Annotated in this window: 13 protein-coding genes; 4 read left to right on the top strand and 9 right to left on the bottom strand. The window is 62.8% G+C overall.

The window, feature by feature from the left end:
• Positions 1–2: 2 nt before the first annotated feature.
• From pyrR to CLU88_RS19945, 3 genes are read right to left on the bottom strand one after another with little or no spacing between them, the layout of a single operon-like run.
• A complete protein-coding gene (gene pyrR / locus CLU88_RS19955) occupies positions 3–524 on the bottom strand; it encodes a bifunctional pyr operon transcriptional regulator/uracil phosphoribosyltransferase PyrR (RefSeq protein ID WP_099658092.1) in 522 nt (173 codons plus the stop codon).
• Positions 521–940 (bottom strand): Holliday junction resolvase RuvX, encoded by a 420-nt coding sequence (gene ruvX, locus CLU88_RS19950; RefSeq protein WP_099658091.1) that lies wholly within the window; start codon positions 938–940, stop codon positions 521–523. The genes pyrR and ruvX overlap by 4 nt, the downstream gene beginning before the upstream one ends.
• Entirely contained in the window at positions 937–1,536 is a 600-nt protein-coding gene (locus CLU88_RS19945; RefSeq protein WP_099658090.1) for a YqgE/AlgH family protein, read from the bottom strand. The genes ruvX and CLU88_RS19945 overlap by 4 nt, the downstream gene beginning before the upstream one ends.
• Positions 1,537–1,557: 21 nt before the next feature.
• Here CLU88_RS19945 and CLU88_RS19940 point away from each other — a divergent pair, with 21 nt between their 5' ends.
• Entirely contained in the window at positions 1,558–3,030 is a 1,473-nt protein-coding gene (locus CLU88_RS19940; RefSeq protein ID WP_099658089.1) for a deoxyribodipyrimidine photo-lyase, read from the top strand.
• 123 nt (positions 3,031–3,153) lie between these two features.
• Here CLU88_RS19940 and CLU88_RS19935 read toward each other — a convergent pair whose 3' ends face one another.
• Genes CLU88_RS19935 through CLU88_RS19910 form a run of 6 tightly spaced genes read right to left on the bottom strand, consistent with a single transcriptional unit; the run spans position 3,154 to position 13,252 of the window.
• Positions 3,154–9,366, bottom strand: a complete 6,213-nt coding sequence (locus CLU88_RS19935; RefSeq protein WP_099658088.1) for an Hpt domain-containing protein — start codon at positions 9,364–9,366, stop codon at positions 3,154–3,156.
• A 45-nt stretch (positions 9,367–9,411) separates the two neighbouring features.
• Positions 9,412–11,700 (bottom strand): methyl-accepting chemotaxis protein, encoded by a 2,289-nt coding sequence (locus CLU88_RS19930; RefSeq protein ID WP_099658087.1) that lies wholly within the window; start codon positions 11,698–11,700, stop codon positions 9,412–9,414.
• Positions 11,701–11,721: 21 nt separating this feature from the next.
• Positions 11,722–12,249: a chemotaxis protein CheW gene (locus CLU88_RS19925; RefSeq protein ID WP_099658086.1), complete on the bottom strand. Its 528-nt coding sequence runs from the start codon at positions 12,247–12,249 to the stop codon at positions 11,722–11,724.
• Positions 12,250–12,264: 15 nt separating this feature from the next.
• The gene (locus CLU88_RS19920; RefSeq protein ID WP_044398821.1) at positions 12,265–12,630 is read right to left on the bottom strand and encodes a PleD family two-component system response regulator; all 366 of its coding nucleotides are present in this window, start codon (positions 12,628–12,630) and stop codon (positions 12,265–12,267) included.
• Complete coding sequence (locus tag CLU88_RS19915; protein WP_044398823.1) at positions 12,630–13,028, bottom strand: PleD family two-component system response regulator; 399 nt, start codon at positions 13,026–13,028, stop codon at positions 12,630–12,632. The genes CLU88_RS19920 and CLU88_RS19915 overlap by 1 nt, the downstream gene beginning before the upstream one ends.
• Before the next feature lie 50 nt (positions 13,029–13,078).
• Positions 13,079–13,252 carry a rubredoxin gene (locus tag CLU88_RS19910; protein WP_099658085.1) on the bottom strand — a complete coding sequence of 58 codons (174 nt, stop codon included), beginning with the start codon at positions 13,250–13,252 and terminating at the stop codon, positions 13,079–13,081.
• A gap of 94 nt (positions 13,253–13,346) precedes the next feature.
• On the opposite strand from CLU88_RS19910, the gene CLU88_RS19905 reads away from it, so the two are divergent.
• From CLU88_RS19905 to CLU88_RS19895, 3 genes are all read left to right on the top strand, one after another.
• Positions 13,347–14,300, top strand: coding sequence for a bifunctional hydroxymethylpyrimidine kinase/phosphomethylpyrimidine kinase (locus CLU88_RS19905; RefSeq protein ID WP_099658084.1), 954 nt, complete (start codon positions 13,347–13,349; stop codon positions 14,298–14,300).
• Entirely contained in the window at positions 14,284–15,588 is a 1,305-nt protein-coding gene (hemL, locus tag CLU88_RS19900; RefSeq protein ID WP_099658083.1) for a glutamate-1-semialdehyde 2,1-aminomutase, read from the top strand. The genes CLU88_RS19905 and hemL overlap by 17 nt, the downstream gene beginning before the upstream one ends.
• A 147-nt stretch (positions 15,589–15,735) precedes the next feature.
• Positions 15,736–17,481, top strand: a complete 1,746-nt coding sequence (locus CLU88_RS19895; RefSeq protein ID WP_099658082.1) for an alkaline phosphatase — start codon at positions 15,736–15,738, stop codon at positions 17,479–17,481.
• Positions 17,482–17,650 lie beyond the last annotated feature (169 nt).

Genomic DNA, 17,650 nt, shown 5'->3' with positions numbered 1-17,650 from the left:
GGTCACGCCTCCTGGACTTGGAACTGGAAAGTGCCCTGGTCATTGCGCGCCAGGGCCAGCGACTGGCTGCCCGGCAGCGCCACGCGGGCGGCGGCATAGTCGGCCTGCACGGGCAGCTCGCGCCCGCCCCGGTCCACCAGCACGGCCAGGCGCACGCTGGCGGGGCGGCCGTAGTCGAACAGCTCGTTGAGCACGGCGCGGATGGTGCGGCCGGTGTAGAGCACATCGTCGAGCACCAGCACATCGGCACCGTTCACGTCGAAGGGCAGCGCCGTTTGCGCACCGGCGGCCAGCCCTCGCTGGGCAAAGTCATCGCGGTGCATGACCGAAGACAACACCCCGGCGGGCCCTTCCAGGCCCAGGTCTTTTTGCAGGCGTTCGGCCAGCCAGGCGCCGCCCGAGGCAATGCCCGCCAGGCGCGTGGTGGGGGTCAGCATGCTGCGCACGCCGCGCAGCAGCTCGCGGTACAGGGCCTCGGCGTCGAGCACGAGGCTGCCGGCCTGGCCGGCAGGAGAAGTCGTCATGGGAGGTTCCTCAAAAACTGTTCCAGGATGATGCAGGCCGAGGCGGCGTCGGCGTCCTTGGCGCCGCTGGCGATGGCTTCGGTGGTGCTGTAGCGCTCATCCACCTCAAACACCTGCAGGCCAAAGCGCCCGCGCAGTTGGCGGCCGAACTTCAGGGCACGCTGCGTGTTCTCGTGGCTGGCGCCGTCGGGGTGGTAGGGCACGCCAATCACCAGCGCGTCAGGCTGCCACTCTTTGATGCGCAGGGCCACCTGGGCAAAGCGGGCATCGCCCTCGGCCTTGATGGTCTCTTGCGGGCTGGCGGTGCGCAGCAGGCGGTTGCCCGAGGCCACCCCCGTGCGCTTGAGCCCAAAATCAAAAGCAAGAAAAATCTGAAACTGCGCGGGAACGGCGGGCTGAACGGGAAGCCCGGTCATGCGTGCCCCGCCTCAGGAGAGAGCATCCAGGCCTGCAGGCCCAGCAAACCCAGGGCCCGGTCATAGCGCTCGGGCACGGGGGTGTCAAAAATCACGGACAAATCCGCGCCGACGGTGAGCCAGGCGTTTTCGGCCAGTTCAGACTCCAGCTGGCCCTCCCCCCAGGACGAATAGCCCAGCGTGACCAGCACGCGGCGCGGCCCCGCGCCGGTGGACAAGGCCTCGAGCACATCTTTGGACGTGGTCATTGCCAAGCCGCCTGGGATGGCCATGCTGGACGCGTAGGCCGACTCATCGTTTGCCTCGCTGCCCGCGAGCATGGGCTCGTGCAGCACAAAACCGCGCTCGGTCTGCACCGGGCCGCCCTGGAACACGGGCGTCTGGGTCAGGTCATCGCGGCGCAAGGACAGATCGACCTTGTCAAACAGGCCTTTGAGGGTGATATCGGAGGGTTTGTTGATGATGAGCCCGAGCGCACCGCGTTCGCTGTGCTCGCACAGGTACACCACACTGCGCGCGAAAGACTCATCTTCAAGACCGGGCATGGCGATCAAAAAATGATGCGTCAGGTTGATGGGCGCAGAATCGGAAGACATTGCCTAATTTTAACGGTGAACATGGAGCCTTCTTACGCCACCGGCCTTGTCTGGTTCAGACGCGACCTGCGCGCACTGGACCATGCCGCCCTGTACCACGCACTGATCCAATGCCAGCAAGTGCATTGCGTGTTTGTCTTCGATACCGACATTCTTGCCCCCCTGCCCCGTGCCGACCGGCGCGTGGAGTTCATCCGTGAATCGCTGGTGGAGCTGGACGCACACCTGCGTGAGCTGAGTGGCCATGGCCAGGGAGGCCTCATCGTGCTGCACGCGGCAGCAGCCGATGCGGTGCCGCAGCTGGCCCAAGCCGTGGGCGCCCAAGCCGTCTTCACCAACCACGACGACGAGCCCCAGGCCCTGCAGCGTGACAGCGCAGTACGCACCCAGTTGGCGCGCAACGGCATGGCCCTGCACACCTACAAAGACCACATGGTGCTGGAGCGCGGTGAGGTGCTCACCCAATCCGGCACGCCATACAGCGTGTTCACCCCCTACAAAAATGCCTGGCTGCGCAAGGTGAACGCGTTTTACCTGAAAAGCTACCCGGTGGAGCGCCACGCGCACCGCCTGGCACCCCGGCCTGCGGCCCATGCACAGCCCGTGCCCACGCTGGACGATATCGGCTTTGAGCCCACGGCGCTGGCGCAGCTGAAGCTGCCCACCGGCAGCCGGGGGGCGCAGCAATTGTTTGACGATTTTCTGCAGCGCATAGAGCGCTACGAGGACACGCGCAACTTTCCGGCCGTGAAGGGACCAAGCTACCTGAGCGTGCACCTGCGCTTTGGCACCATCTCGCCCCGCTTGCTAGCCCGCACCGCACACGCCTTGGCACTGCAGGGCAATCCAGGCGCCACCACGTGGCTGAGCGAGCTGATCTGGCGTGACTTTTACTTCCAAATCCTGTACCACCACCCGCATGTGGTGGAGCACAGCTTCAAGCCCGCCTACGACGCCATTGCGTGGGAGCAAGGCGAAGCAGCCCAGATGCTGTTCAAAGCCTGGTGCGATGGGCAAACAGGCTACCCCCTGGTCGATGCGGCCATGGCGCAGCTCAACCAGACCGGCTACATGCACAACCGCCTGCGCATGGTGGTGGCCAGCTTTTTGGTGAAGGACCTGGGCATTGACTGGCGCTGGGGCGAGCAGTATTTCGCACAGCAACTCAATGACTTTGATCTGGCCGCCAACAACGGCGGCTGGCAGTGGGCCAGCTCGAGTGGGTGTGATGCGCAGCCTTACTTTCGCATCTTTAACCCCGTCAGCCAGAGTGAGAAATTTGACCCGGACGGCAAGTTCATACGCCGCTATCTGCCGCAGCTGGCCCACCTGCGCAACGCCGCGCTGCACGCCCCCTGGGAGGCCAACCCGCTGGAGTTGCAAGAAGCCGGGGTGAGCCTGGGCTACACCTACCCCCACCCCATCGTGCAGCACGACGAGGCGCGCCAGCGGACCCTGGAGCGCTACGCAGTAGTGAAAGCAGCGACCTCCTAGAGTCCGCGAAGGCAACAAGGTGGGGCAAAGCCCCACACCAGCCGCATCCCGCCCATGAAAAAGGCGCCCCGCAGGGCGCCCTTTGTGCGTGGTGCATCAAGGCCGCCACTGGCGGCCTTGGTTTCACACCTCGGCAGTCGCAGCCGCAAGGCGCGCGTAGTGCTGAATCAAGCTCAGCAGTTCCTCGTCCGAGTATGGCTTGCCCAGGTAGTGGTTCACACCCAGTTCCATCGCATGCTCGCGGTGCTTTTCAGCGATCCGCGAGGTGATCATGATGATGGGCAGGTCACGCAGTGCGCTGTCGGCGCGGATGTTGCGGGCCAAGTCGAAGCCATCCATGCGGGGCATTTCGATGTCGGAGAGCACCACGGTAGGGCGTTCTTCCTGCAAGCGTTCCAGCGCCTGCAAACCATCGGCGGCCAACGACACACGGTAACCTTCGCGCTGCAGCAAACGCTGCGTCACACGCCGCACCGTGATGGAATCGTCCACCACCAGAATCAACGGCACCTGGCTCGGCCCGGCCATCATCGACGAGGTGGGCGCCTTCGGTGCACCGGGGCTGTCGGTCTCCACCAGCATGGACACCCCTGCACTGGCCGCACGCACCTGATCGCCATACACCGTGGACAACGCCACTGGGTTGTAGATCAAGACCACCGCACCCGACGCCAGCACCGACATACCCGCCAAGCCTGGCAGACGCGACAGCTGTGGCCCCAGGTTCTTCACCACCACTTCCTGGTTGCCCAGCACTTCGTCCACGTGCATGGCGATGCGTTGCGAAGCGCTTCGGAAGACAACCACAGGGCGGGTCTTGCCTGCGGGCTCGTTACTGCGGGCGGACGATTGCAGCAATGCACCCGACCAGAAGAACGGCACACGCTCCAGGCCATCGTCAAAGTAGCCCGTGCGATAGGCCTCTTCCAGATCCTGCGCGGAGGTGCGGCGCACGATCTCCACCAGATTGGCAGGCACGCCCACAGCGAGGTCACCCGCGCGCAGCATCACCACCTGCGTCACCGCCGTGGTCAGGGGCAGAACCATCCGGAACGCCGCACCTTGGCCAGCCTGGGTGGATGTTTCGATACGACCGCCCAGAGCGTTGATTTCTGCACGCACCACGTCCATGCCAATCCCGCGACCGGACAAGCCCGTCACTTCGGTGGCCGTACTGAAGCCCGGCATGAAAATCAGGTTGGCGGCGACTTCGTCGCTCAGTTCATCCCCGGACTCCATCAGCCCTTGGGCCAAAGCCTTCTCACGGATACGAGGCAAGTTCAGGCCGGCACCATCATCGCGGAACTCCACCGACACGTCGTTGCCTTCGTGGCGCAGATCCACCGTGATCGTCCCGGTGGCCGGCTTGCCCGCAGCCAAGCGGGCTTCGGGCTCTTCAATCCCGTGGGCCACGCAGTTGCGCAACAAGTGCTCGAAGGCCGGAGTCATGCGGTCCAGCACGCCACGGTCCATTTCAATGGAGCCGCCGGTGATGTCCAGCTTGATCTGCTTGCTGGTCTCCTTGGAGGCCTGGCGAACCACAGCGTACAGACGCTCGGCGATGCCTTCAAACTCCACCATGCGGGTACGCAGCAGGTCACGCTGCAACTCACGCGCTTGGCGGCCCTGAGCGATCAGGTCGTCTTCAGCACCTTCCATGGCGCGTTGCAAATTGCGCTGCACCGTAGCCACGTCGTTCACCGACTCGGCCATCATGCGCGTCAATTCCTGCACCCGCGTGAAACGGTCGAACTCCAGCGGGTCAAACCCTGCGGCAGAGTCTTTGGCCAGCGCCATGCGAGACTGCATCTGCGACTCGGCCTGCACCTCGATGTCGCGCAGTTGTTGGCGCAAGCGGTCCAGGTTGCCTGACAGATCGGTGAGCGAACTGCGGAACTGGCCCAAGCGCACATCCAGGCGCGAGCGGCTGATCATCACTTCACCCGCTTGGTTGACCAAGCGGTCCAGCAGCTGGGCACGCACGCGCACCGACTGGTTGGCCGCCACACGCAAGGGCGCCAACTGCGACGGGCCAGGCAGGCGCACCGCAGGCGTGGAAGGCATCGCTTCACTCGCGGTAGTAGGCACCGCAGCCAACTGTGCTGCGTGGGCTGCGGCTGTGTCCGATACCGGTTGCTCTGCCTCAGTTTCTGGCACTTGACCGCCATTGGCACTCAAGGCGTTGAAGTTGGCTTCCAGTCCGTCAAAGCTGGCTTGCAGCGGCTCGACCTGGTCGGCAGTGACCGTTTCCACGTCGATCTGCTCAATCGCCGACTCCAGGCGGTGGGCCATTTCACCCAGACGCATTGCCCCGGCCAAGCGGGAGCTGCCCTTGAGGGTGTGCAAGGCACGCAAAACTTCACTGCGCGCGCTGAGATTGTCGGGCCGGGCAGCCCACTGACGAAGGGCACCACCCAATTGGGGCAGCAGTTCGGCAGCTTCTTCCTCGAAGATCGGGAACAGGTCAGGATCAATGACGTCGACCACATCAATGTCGTCGTCCACATCGGTACTGATCACCACAGGCGTGGCATCACGCTTGACGACCGACAGTGCGGGCGCCACCGGGCGAGGCACCACCACGGGCGCCACCGGCTCTTGGACGACCGGCACTTCGGCGACCGGCTCTTCCACCATGTCCAACACAGCCTCGGCCTCTGCAGACTCTGGCTCGGCATGCAACTGTGTGTGCATGTCTTCCAGATCATCGTCAGGGGGTGACAATGTGTTGTTGATCTCCGTCTGCAGAATCTGGCGCAAGGCCTCGACCACCTCGGCACTGGGCTCTTTGAGGAAGCCCGCAGCAAACTGGTGCAGCAAGCGGCGAATGTCTTCGGCGGCCGCCATGAACACAGCGGCTTGCTCTTGGGTGCCACGGGATTGCAGCTGCACATGCTGCAGCGCATGTTCCAGCACCCGCGCCATGTCGGACAACGCCGTAAAGCCCACCGTGGCCGAACTGCCAGCCAGCGAGTGCGCCAAGGCTACAGCGGTGTCAGGCACAGGCTCGTGGAGTTCGAGTGCCCATTCCTGCAGGCTGGTGACCAGACGGCGCGACCATTCATCGGCCTCGTTGAGGTACACGTTGTACAGCGGCAAGCCGATGCGCAGGGTCTCAATGACTTTGACCGCTTCTTCACGGGCCACATCTTCCATGGCCAGATCTGCATCACTGGCCTCGTCCGGCACCACCACGGCGGCAGGCTCTGCCACTTCGGCAACAGGCAGGTCCTGCACCACCAAAGGTTCTTCCGCGATGTCTGGAACCGTGAGATCCAGCGGTGTCTCTTCGACAGACAGCACATCCACTGCGGGTTCAGCCGCAGCTTCGACCAACTCAATGTCCAGCGCCGGGAGCGTTTCCTCGACCACAGGCAAGGTTTCAGCAGCCACTGCCTCCAACTCTGGAAGCGCTGGCTCCTCTGCCACCGCAGGGGCCGCCGAGGCGTCCATGAAGCCAAGGTCTGGCAATGACAAATCCAGAAGACCATCGTTGGCAGCTTCTGCGGCCGCCGCAGGGGCCGAGACAATCTCGGCTGGAGGTGTCGAGGCTGGCTGTTCAGATTCAGACAGTGCCGAGGTGAACGCAGAGAAGTCGATTTCTTCCGCCTCGGTGGCCGTCACAGGCTCTGGCAACAAGACTTCGTCGCTTTCGCTCAGCAGCAAACCATCTGCGGCAATTTCGGTGGACTGGAAGTCCTGGAGTGGCAGTACCGCCTCCACCACTTCAGGCACTTCAGGCACTTCAGGCACTTCAGGCACTTCAGGCACTTCAGGCACTTCAGGCACTTCAGGCACTTCAGGCACTTCAGGCACGATAGCCTGAATGGGCGCTGCCGCAACAGCATCTGGCAACGCTTGCTCCGCAGCAACGGCCGCTCCAGGCAGGGCCAACGGCACCACTGCGCCTTCGAGACGCATGGCATCGGCAGAGCGGCGGAACGCATCCGACTGCCACGGCGTTGTCGCACCTGTCGCAATGTCGCTGGCCCATCGATCAAAGGCCTGCAGTGCATCGGATGACAGCTGCAACAAGGCAGGTTGCATCGGCTTTTGCTCGGCCAGCCAGGCGTTGAGCAATTGCTCCATCGACCAGGCAGCTTCACCGAAATCATTCAACCCCACCATGCGCGAGCTGCCCTTGAGGGTGTGGAACGCGCGACGCAACGTGGTTTGTTCGCTGAGGTTGCCTGGTTCGCCGTTCAATGCCGCAATCGCCGTCGTTCCGTTGACCACGACTTCACGGGCTTCCTCCAGGAAGACTTCCAGCAGTTCATCCTCAACAGCCAAGGGCTCTTTGACTGCCAGAACCACAGGCGCAGGCTGTGCAACCGGAGCGGCCACAGGCGCGGGGGCTGTGTCGAAAGAAATCTCGGGGGCCAGCGGTGCCTCCACCGGGGATTCCAGCACCGGTGCCTCGTCCATCGCGCCAGGGAAAGGCGAGAAATCGGTCGGCACGCCATCGGGCTCTTCCACCTGGAAACGCGGAATGACGTCTGGCAACGGCAGCGGTGCGCGTTCTTCCAGCTTGGCAGGTGTTTCTTCACGCGCATCCGAGGCGCGACCACGTACCTTGCCCGTGAGAATGCGCAGCTCGCCCAACTCCTCGTCGTAAACGAACAGCTTGCGCGCCATGGCGCGCTGGTAGCTGAGCATGTCGATCAGGAAGCCCAGGGCCCCCAGGCTACTGCCCAGCTTTTCAAAGGCGCCGGGCTTTTCGTCTTCGGGCACTTCGTTGATCAGCAAACGTTCAACGGTGTCGCGCATGCGCACCACCGCCAACGAAGCCTGGTCCAGGCCCAGCACCGAGAGCACACCGCGCATCTGCGCCATGAAGCCCGGCACGGCAGCCAGCAAAGAAGTATCTTGTGGGCTGCGGAAAAAGAGGTCCATGGCCTTCTCGGCCTCGGCCAAGGTGGCACGCAACTCGTCCACCACACTGCCCATGGTCTGGTTGTCGCTGACACGGCGGTACAGCTCTTCCATCCAGAGTTCCAGAGGTTCTGGCTCTGCGCCGGCGCCCACTGCGGCCAAACGTTCAGCCAGGCGATCGGCGCGCTGCACCATCTGTTCGTCGGCTGCGTCCAGTTCTTCAAAAGCGGCCTGCAGGTACAACACCGAGGTGGCCACCTCCATCGCCAGGGCCGCAGAAGGAGGCTCACCCGTGCGGGTGACGGACTCCATCGTTTGCGTCAAGGCAACTGCCAGGCTTTCGCTGCCGGGGTTGAGTTTGCGCAACGAATCACAGACCAAACTGAACTGGTCTGCTGCGGGCTTGACCTTGTTACGGTCCCCTCCAGCCAAGGCAGACCATGTCTCCGTAGCGGCCGCAATGCGCTTGCGCGCCTGGGCCAGCAAGGCGGGGTCAAAACGACCAAACCGCACAGTTTCATAGTCAACGGGCTTGAAGCGGTCGAGCGCGAACGCGTGCCGAACCGCTTGCAGTGCAGGCGTTTGTGCGCTTTCAGATTGCTTGGCTTGCGAGCAAAAGAACAGCAAGTCCTGGACCAAACGGTCTGCAATGGTGGTGTCACCCTTGGCCAACGTGGCGTACTGCATGAGCACGCGCGACGCGACACGCTTCACGTACACATCGGGCGGCAACAGGCCTTCCGTGAAGGCTTCGAAGAAGCCTGCACAGATCTTCCAGAAAGCGCGGGCTTGGCGATCCTGCTGTGCTGCCACGAACCCCAGGCAGGTATCACGCATGCTGCGAGCGGCCTTGAGGTCGCCCGTTTTCACAATTTTCAGAACCGCTGCATCCAGACGCGCACGCGCATCTGCGCCGTAGAGCAAGGGGGTGGCCGTGACCGTCAGGTCGGGCTCCCTGAAGCGTCGCTCCACCGGCCACAGATCGGCCGGATGCACACGGTCCGCGCCAGCCAGAGCCTGGACATCGCGGTACTGCGGAAACAGCGCGACAGGTGAAGCAGGCTTGCCCGCAAGAACGCTTTCCAGGTACTCGATCAGCGCAAAGCTGGCCCGCTCAATAGTGGCAGCAGCATCGTCAGTGCAGAGTTCAGGGCGCTGTACAAACTTCTGGACAGCGGATTCCATGGCACGCAAAACCAAGGCCGTAGGGCCCATGCCCACCATTTCCAAGGCGCCACTGGCTTGGTGCAGTTGCTGCCTTGCAATGCGCAAAGAACCTGCGTCCAGAGAAGCCAGATCCGATTCATGGGCTTGTTCAGCATCGCGCACAAAGCGGCGCATCGATTTGACGGCCCCGCCGAGGGATTTACGCAGTTCGTCAAGCACCCAAGCCAGTGGCCCGAGATCTTGATCTCCGTGGGTCCACTCTGCGGCCGGTGCATTATTGACATCAATAGATGACATGGATTCGTCCCCGGCTGCAAAGAGCCAGCTGGTTGATGACTAGCGTCAGGCGATCTTGAAACGTGCCACCGATTGGCGCAGTTCTTCGGCCATATGCGAGAGCTCACGAACCTGTTGTGCCGTGGTGCGGGTACCTTCACCCGTTTGCTCGGTCACCGCAAAAATGTGCTGGATGTTGTCGGCCACTTCGTTGGCCAAAACGGCTTCACGGGATGTCGAAGACGAGATCAGCTCAATCAGTTCAGCCAGACGGCGCGACACGCGGTCAATTTCAGACAGCGCGGTACCGGCAGAGTCAGACAGACGCGCACCTTCCACCACACCCTGCGTGGAGCGCTCCATAGCGGCCACGGCGTCTTGGGTATCGGTCTGAATGGCCTTCACCAGCGCAGAAATCTGGCGCGTCGCATCAGCGGAACGTTCCGCCAGACGCTGCACTTCTTCCGCCACCACAGAGAAGCCACGACCGGCTTCACCGGCAGATGCGGCCTGAATAGCTGCGTTCAGCGCCAGCACGTTGGTCTGTTCGGTAATGTCAGAAATCAGCTCCGTAATTTCACCAATCTCTTGCGAGGACTCACCCAGGCGCTTGATACGCTTGGAAGTGTCCTGGATCTGGTCACGGATGGAGTTCATACCACCGATGGCGTTTTGCACGGCCTGCAGACCGGAGTCAGCGGCTTGCAGCGATTGGCGGGCCACCGTAGCAGACTCTTGGGCTTGGGTGGACACTTCGTTAATACGGGTCGCCATGTCCAGAACCGAGCGGCCGGTTTCACGAATTTCGCGCAGCTGCTCGGTCGAAGCCGCCAGCAGTTCAGTCGAAGTGCTGTCCACTTGGGCTGTTGTTTGGGCCACTCGGGTCGCTGTGTTCTGCACGCTACCCACCAGCTGGCGCAATTCTTCCACCGTGTAGTTCACCGAGTCGGCAATAGCGCCGGTGATGTCTTCCGTCACCGTGGCTTCCTGGGTCAAGTCACCTTCAGCCACCGATTGCAGTTCGTTCATCAAACGCAAAATGGCGGCCTGGTTGGCGTCATTGACGCGCTTGGCTTCCTGTTCTTGGCGCTTGGCGTCCTTTTGTTGAACTTCCGCAGTGCGTTGGCGGTTACGGCTGTCCAGCAGCTGAACACGCGAGAGCAAGAAACCGCAAACCAGCAAGAACGCGCTGGCCAGCACCAGGGCAGCCAATTGGCCGGCGCCCACACCGGTTTGGGCAGACAACTTGCTTTGCAGCGTTTCCAGTTGGCGACGCAGTGGTTCGCTGTCTGCAATGATGGCGGACTGGGCTTCACGCGCAGACACCAGACCTTGCAGGTTGCCCAGAATCGCGCTGGCTTGTGTGCGCGTCTGTTCGTACAGTTTCACCAGCCCGTCCAATTGCTCGCGGGTCTGAGCGTCCTTGGTGGCAGCCAAACGCAGTTCAGGGCTACCGTCCAACATGCCTTGTGCGATTTCCTTGAACGAGTTCAAGTCCTTGCCCAGCAAGAACACGGCCTCAGGGCTCACGCCTTCCATGGTCTGAAATTCGTTGGCAGACTTACCGATACGCTGGGTCAACATCACCAGCTGGCCCGCTGCAGAGATTTCAGAGGCTGGAGCGTTTTGCTGCAGCTTCAGGGAAGACACTGTTTCAGCGATTTCCAGCAGGTCAGACGACTGGCGGTTGATGGTGCGCAGAGCGTCACCCACCTGGGTCAGGATCTTTTGCTGGCCCATCACCACGCCAGCGTTGCGCTCAGCGCGCTCCATCATGGGGTTCACAGCGTCCAGTTCAGGCTTGTAAGGCTCGCCCAGCGCAGGCACGCCCAACTCGCCATCACCACCGGTCAAAGCGCGGATGTTACGGGCCAACACGCCCGAGCTTTCCACCACGTCCGGAAACGCCTGGGGGCTACCCACCAGCGCCTGCGAAACCGATTTGGCCAGACGCTGCGACTGCATCAAGGACTGCCCGGTCGCAGCCAGTTGCTGCGCAGACTGGTCGGCTTGGCGCAGCACCCATGCGGCAATCACACCAAGGGTCACCACGCCCACGGCCAGCAATGCCAGCAAACGTCGCTGGTGCGCAGCCGCTGTCGCACTGCCCAGCACAGGCAAAACAATCTGTTCTGCTTCAACGCCGAGGGCGTCGGCCGAATCGGCCTCAGGAGAGTAAGAGTCACCCTCGCCTTGAACACTATTCATGGCATCCACCTGATAGGGGTCACGCGACGTGCCCCCATCGGAGGTGCCAGCAGACAGCAAATCGTTGTTGCCGTCAGCACCCGGCTCTGCATCTTGCGGTGCAGGCTTGCGGTTGAACAGTTTTCCAAATTGATTGACGACGGACATGGTGCAGCCTTACAGAAAAACTCAAGCACTGATGCTTAGGAATGCGGGATGTTGGGACAGGATTTGGAGATTCAGCTCTTGCCAGCGAACGCCACCCGCGTCGACATAGACAGTGCCGAAAAAGGCAGGAGCATCTTCAGGAGGGGCCTCGGACGAAACAAAGGCGTCCGTGCCGCGCAAGCCAGCCAGGCGGTCCACCAGCAGCGCCGCATTGACATCCAATACGGCGTTGAACGCCAGCAAACTGGACTCCGACAGCATTTGCTCGGTCCGCTGCACGGACGAGCCCAGCAGGCCAGCCAGATCGACCACCCCCACCAAGCCACCGCGCAAATTGGCAACTCCCAGGAACCACGCCTGGGTGTAGGGCACAGGCTGCACAGCAACCCAGGGGAAAATTTCGCCCGACTGCGCCAGAGGCAACAAATAAGACTGGCCAGCAGATTCGACTGCCAGCCAGGATGACACGGACAAGCCCTCAACCCTCGCGGCCTGCAAACGGCCGGCAAGACGTACCTGGAGCTCCCGGAGGGCTTCGCGATTGGCCATGAACGCGCCGCTGCCTCAGTTCAGCGCGTCAATTTTGGACTGCAGCTCAGCCGGGTCCACCGGCTTGGTGATGTAGCCACGGGCACCTTGGCGCATCCCCCAGACGCGGTCTGTTTCCTGGTTTTTGCTGGTGCACATGATGATGGGCACATCGGCATACAGCGGGTCGCGGCTGATGGCACGGGTCAGTTGAAAGCCGTTTTGGCCAGGCATGACAACGTCCATCAAGATCAGGTCTGGTTTCTCTTCAGCCAGACGACGGAAAGCTTCTTCGGCGTTTTCTGCCGTGCGCACTTGCATGCCTTTTTTCTGCAGCAGGTCTGTCAAAAACATCAACTCGGTCTTCGAGTCGTCGACGACCAGCACTTTCTGGATGGGCATTACATCGCTCCTAGTTGGGAATTGCCAAATTGCTGCACAGCCTGCAGCAACTGGTCTTTGGTAAAGGGTTTGGTGAGGTATTCCTGGCAGCCGACCATGCGGCCACGGGCCTTGTCGAACACACCGTCTTTGGAAGAAAGCATCACCACCGGGGTATCTGCAAAACGGGCGTTGCGCTTGATGATCGCGCAGGTTTGATACCCGTCTAACTTCGGCATGAGGATGTCACAGAAAATCAGCTGAGGCTGATAGTCGTTCACCTTGGCCAAAGCATCGAAGCCGTCGTCAGCCAACAAGACTTCGTGCCCCCCCTGCTTGAGAAAAATCTCGGCGCTTCGACGGATGGTGTTGCTGTCATCCACCACGAGCACCTTGAAAGATGCGCCTGTTGTAGTCAATTGTTACTGCTCCCGATGGAAAAAATAAACACCGCAGCAGGAGCCGCGCTTCAAATCTGCACCATCTCAAAATCTTCTTTGCGGGCTCCGCATTCTGGACAAGTCCAGTTCATGGGGACCTGGTCCCAAGGCGTGTTGGGTGCGATGCCATGTTCGGGCGAACCAGCCGCCTCGTCATAGATCCAACCACAGATCAAACACATCCACGTCTTAGAGTCGATCACAGCTTAATGGGCCTTCACATAGAATGCAACGATTGTATCTAGTCATCTCTGCGGGCTGCTGCTTCTATGCCACCATTGATGCAGGAACTGGATCATGACAACTCACACCCCCCTCCCCCCCGCGCCCGATGACCTGGACAGCGATGCATCGGATGAATCCAGCCCGGCGTGCATTCTGGTCTTCAATGCCAGCGACCCTAGCGGCGCAGGCGGCCTGACAGGCGACATTGCCACCATTTCTTCCGTGGGTGGCCACGCCATCGCCGTGGTCACGGGCGCTTACGCACGTGACACCGCGCAGATCTTCGATCACTTCTGCCTGGACGACGAGGCCGTGGCCGAGCAGGCCCGCGCCGTGCTGGAGGACATGCCCGTGCAGGCCATCAAGGTCGGCTTTGTGGGCAGCCCCGAGAACATCAGCGCCATTGCCGAGATCACCACCGACTACGACGAGGTGCCCGTCATTGCCTACATGCCCAACCTGTCCTGGTGGCGCGAAGAGCTGATTGACGAGTACCTGGACGCCTTTCGCGAGCTGCTGCTGCCGCAGACTTCAGTGTTGGTTGGAAACCACAGCACGCTGTGGCGCTGGCTGCTGCCCGACTGGAGCAGCGACCGCAGCCCCACCGCCCGCGACATTGCCCGTGCGGCCTCCGAGATGGGAGTGCCCTACACCTTGGTCACCGGCATTCCGCTGCCCGAGCAGTTTGTCGAAAACGTGCTCGCCTCGCCCCAAACCATCCTGGGCAGCGGCAAGTTCGAGCTGTTTGACGCCACCTTCTCCGGCGCGGGTGACACCCTGTCGGCCGCGCTCACGGCCCTGGTGGGCAGCGGCAACGACCTGGGCGAGGCCACCAGCGAAGCCCTGAACTACCTGGACCGCTGCCTGGACGCAGGCTTTCGTCCCGGCATGGGCCACATCATTCCCGACCGCATGTTCTGGGCCCAGCCCGATGACGACGAGTCAGAAGACAGCGAAGCAGATTCCCTTGACGAAACACAGGCCATCGAAGGCTTTGTAATGCCCCCCCATGACACCAAGCACTGATCTCAATATTCCCCTGTTTGAACGCGCTAAGGCGCTGATCCCCGGCGGCGTGAACTCGCCGGTGCGGGCCTTCAAGGCCGTGGGCGGCACGCCCCGCTTCGTCAAGCGCGCACAAGGCGCCTACTTCTGGGACGCCAACGACCAGCGTTTCATTGACTACATCGGCTCCTGGGGCCCCATGATCCTGGGCCACGGCCACCCTGCGGTGCTCGAGGCCGTGCAAAAGGCAGCGCTCGAAGGCTTCAGCTTCGGCGCCCCCACCGAGCGCGAGGTGGAGCTGGCCGAAGAAATCCTGAGCCTGGTGCCATCGATGGAGATGATCCGCCTGGTCAGCTCGGGCACCGAAGCGGGCATGAGCGCCATTCGCCTGGCCCGTGGCGCCACCGGCCGCAGCAAGTTCATCAAGTTCGAGGGCTGCTACCACGGCCATGCCGATTCGCTGCTGGTCAAGGCCGGCTCGGGCCTGGCCACCTTTGGCAATGCCACCAGCGCGGGCGTGCCGCCCGAAGTGGTGCAGCACACCCTGGTGCTGGAATACAACAACGTCGCCCAGCTCGAAGAAGCCTTTGCCCTGCACGGCAAGGAACTGGCCTGCGTGATGATCGAGCCCATCGCGGGCAACATGAACTTTGTGCGCGCCAGCGTGCCCTTCATGAAGCGTTGCCGCGAGCTGTGCACCGAATACGGCGCGCTGCTGGTGCTCGATGAAGTGATGACGGGTTTCCGCGTGGCCCTGGGCAGCGCGCAAAGCGTGTACGCCAAGAGCATCCCCGGCTTCAAGCCCGACATCACCGTGCTGGGCAAGGTGATTGGCGGCGGCATGCCGCTGGCAGCCTTTGGTGGCCCACGCGCCATCATGGAACACTTGGCCCCACTGGGCGGCGTGTACCAGGCAGGCACCTTGTCGGGCAACCCGGTGGCCACCGCCTGCGGCTTGACCACGCTGCGCGAAATCAAGAAGCCCGGCTTCTTCGATGCGCTGTCAGCATCCACCCGCTCGCTGGTCGATGGTCTTGCGCAAGCTGCCAAGGAAGAAGGCGTGCCCTTCAGCGCCGACTGCGAGGGCGGCATGTTCGGCTTCTTCCTGCTGCCCGAGCTGCCCCAGAACTACCCCGCCGTGCTCAAGACCGACAGCGCCCGCTTCAACCAGCTGTTCCACGGCCTGCTCGACCGCGGCGTGTACATCGCCCCTGCGCTGTACGAGGCCGGCTTTGTCAGCGGCGCCCACACGGCCGACGACATTGCCGCCACCGTGGCCGCTGCGCGCGAAGTGTTCAAAACACTATAAAAAGAATAGCTGCTAGCGCTTATTGGATAAGCGCTAGAGCCCTATTTCCCTTCAACCTGCAGCAGAGGCGACAGCCCCTCTGCCCAGTTCACACCATCGTCATGCTGCGCAGGCAGTCTCGGGGGCTTTACCCCACCGGCCTGCGCCATGACCGACAAACTCCTCACCTCCCCCCACCCGATCCGCGACGCCGCTGAAGCCCACCCCAGCCGCCGTCGCTTTGTGCGCCAGATGGGCTTGGCCGCCGCCGCCCTGGGCACCCTGCCCCTGGCCGCCTGCGGCGGCAGCGACGATGTGCCCGCCGTGCAGTTTGCCCACGGCATTGCCAGTGGCGACCCGCTGGCCGACCGCGTGATGCTGTGGACGCGGGTGACGCCACCCGCAGGCCACACCAGCGACATCCCCGTCGATTGGGAAGTCGCCACTGACAGCACCTTCACCACCCTCGTGGCGCAGGGGCAGGCCACCGCGCTCGCCAGCAAGGACTTCACCGTCAAGGTGGATGCAACCGGGCTGAAGGCAGCCACTGCGTACCACTTCCGCTTCAAGGCCTATGCGGCCACATCCACCACGGGGCGCACCCGCACCCTGCCCACGGGCAGCGTGGCGCAGGTCAAGCTGGCGGTGTTCTCGTGCGCCAACTACCCTGCGGGCTACTTCAACGTGTACGCCGACGCCGCCAAGCGCAACGACCTGGACGCCACCGTGCACCTGGGCGACTACATCTACGAATACGGCCAGGGCGGCTACGCATCGGCCAACGCGGGCGCCATGGGCCGCCTGTCCGCCCCTGCCAACGAAATCCTGAGCCTGGCCGACTACCGCCAGCGCCACGCCCAGTACAAGACCGATGCCGACCTGCAGGCCCTGCACGCCGCCGCCCCCATGATCGCCATTTGGGACGACCACGAGATCGCCAACGACACCTGGCGCGACGGCGCAGAAAACCACCAAAGCGCCACCGAAGGCAGCTTCAGCGCCCGCAAGGCCGCTGCCATGCAGGCCTACCACGAGTGGATGCCCACCCGCAACGCGCAGCCTGAGCTGATCTACCGCAGCTTTGCCTTTGGCAACCTGGTGGCCCTGCACATGCTCGACACCCGCGTCATCGCCCGCGACGAGCAACTGAGCTACAGCAAGTTCTTCACCGCCAGCGGCTTCGATGCGGCAGGCTTTACGGCGGCAGTGGGCAGCACCACCCGCCAGCTGATGGGCACCACGCAAACGCAATGGCTGCAGCAGCAAATGGCCGCATCCAGCGCCACTTGGCAGGTGCTGGGCCAGCAGGTGCTGATGGGGCGCATGAACATCCCTGCGCCCATCCTCATGGAAACCCTGCAGCCCGGCGCAGGCGTCAGCGTCAGCCAGTACGCGGCCCTGGTGGCCCGTGCGCAAAGCAACCCCAGCAGCCTCACGCCCGCAGAGCAGGCCATCCTGGCGCAGCCCTCCATCCCCTACAACCTGGACGCCTGGGACGGCTACCAGGCCGCACGCGAAACGGTGCTGGCCACCTCGCGCAGCCTGGGCAAAAACCTGGTGGTGCTGGCGGGCGACACGCACAACGCCTGGGCCAACGAGCTGCTGGACATGAACGGCAAGGCCGTGGGCGTGGAGTTCGCCACCTCGTCCGTCACTTCGCCCGGGTTTGAGGAATACCTGCCCAATGAAAAGCCCGCCACACTGGCAGGCGCGCTGGAGCAGCTGATTGGCCCGCTGCAATACTGCGACACCTCACGCCGCGGCTACATGGTGGTCACCGCCACGGCCACCGAATGCCGAGCCGACTGGGTGTACGTGAGCACCATCACCAGCCGCAGCTACACCGCCAGCACGGACAAGTCCCTCAAGGTGGTGGCAGGCGCAGCAGGCGTGGGCCGCATCGTCGCGGCCTGAGGGCCAGCCGCGCAGCAACCCACCAGTCCATCAATCCATCGACCCAGCCTCGTATCCCCCACCTCCGTTCACGCTGAGCCTGTCGAAGCGCTGCACAGGACTGCACCCTGGCTTCGACAGGCTCAGCCCGAACGGTGGGGGGTGGGCTCGCGGAAAGTGCGGGCACAGG

Source organism: Acidovorax sp. 56, assembly GCF_002749705.1.
Taxonomy (GTDB): Bacteria; Pseudomonadota; Gammaproteobacteria; order Burkholderiales; family Burkholderiaceae_C; genus Acidovorax.
The sequence above is the reverse complement of the archived record's forward strand: the minus strand, read 5'-3'. Positions and strand labels throughout refer to the sequence as shown.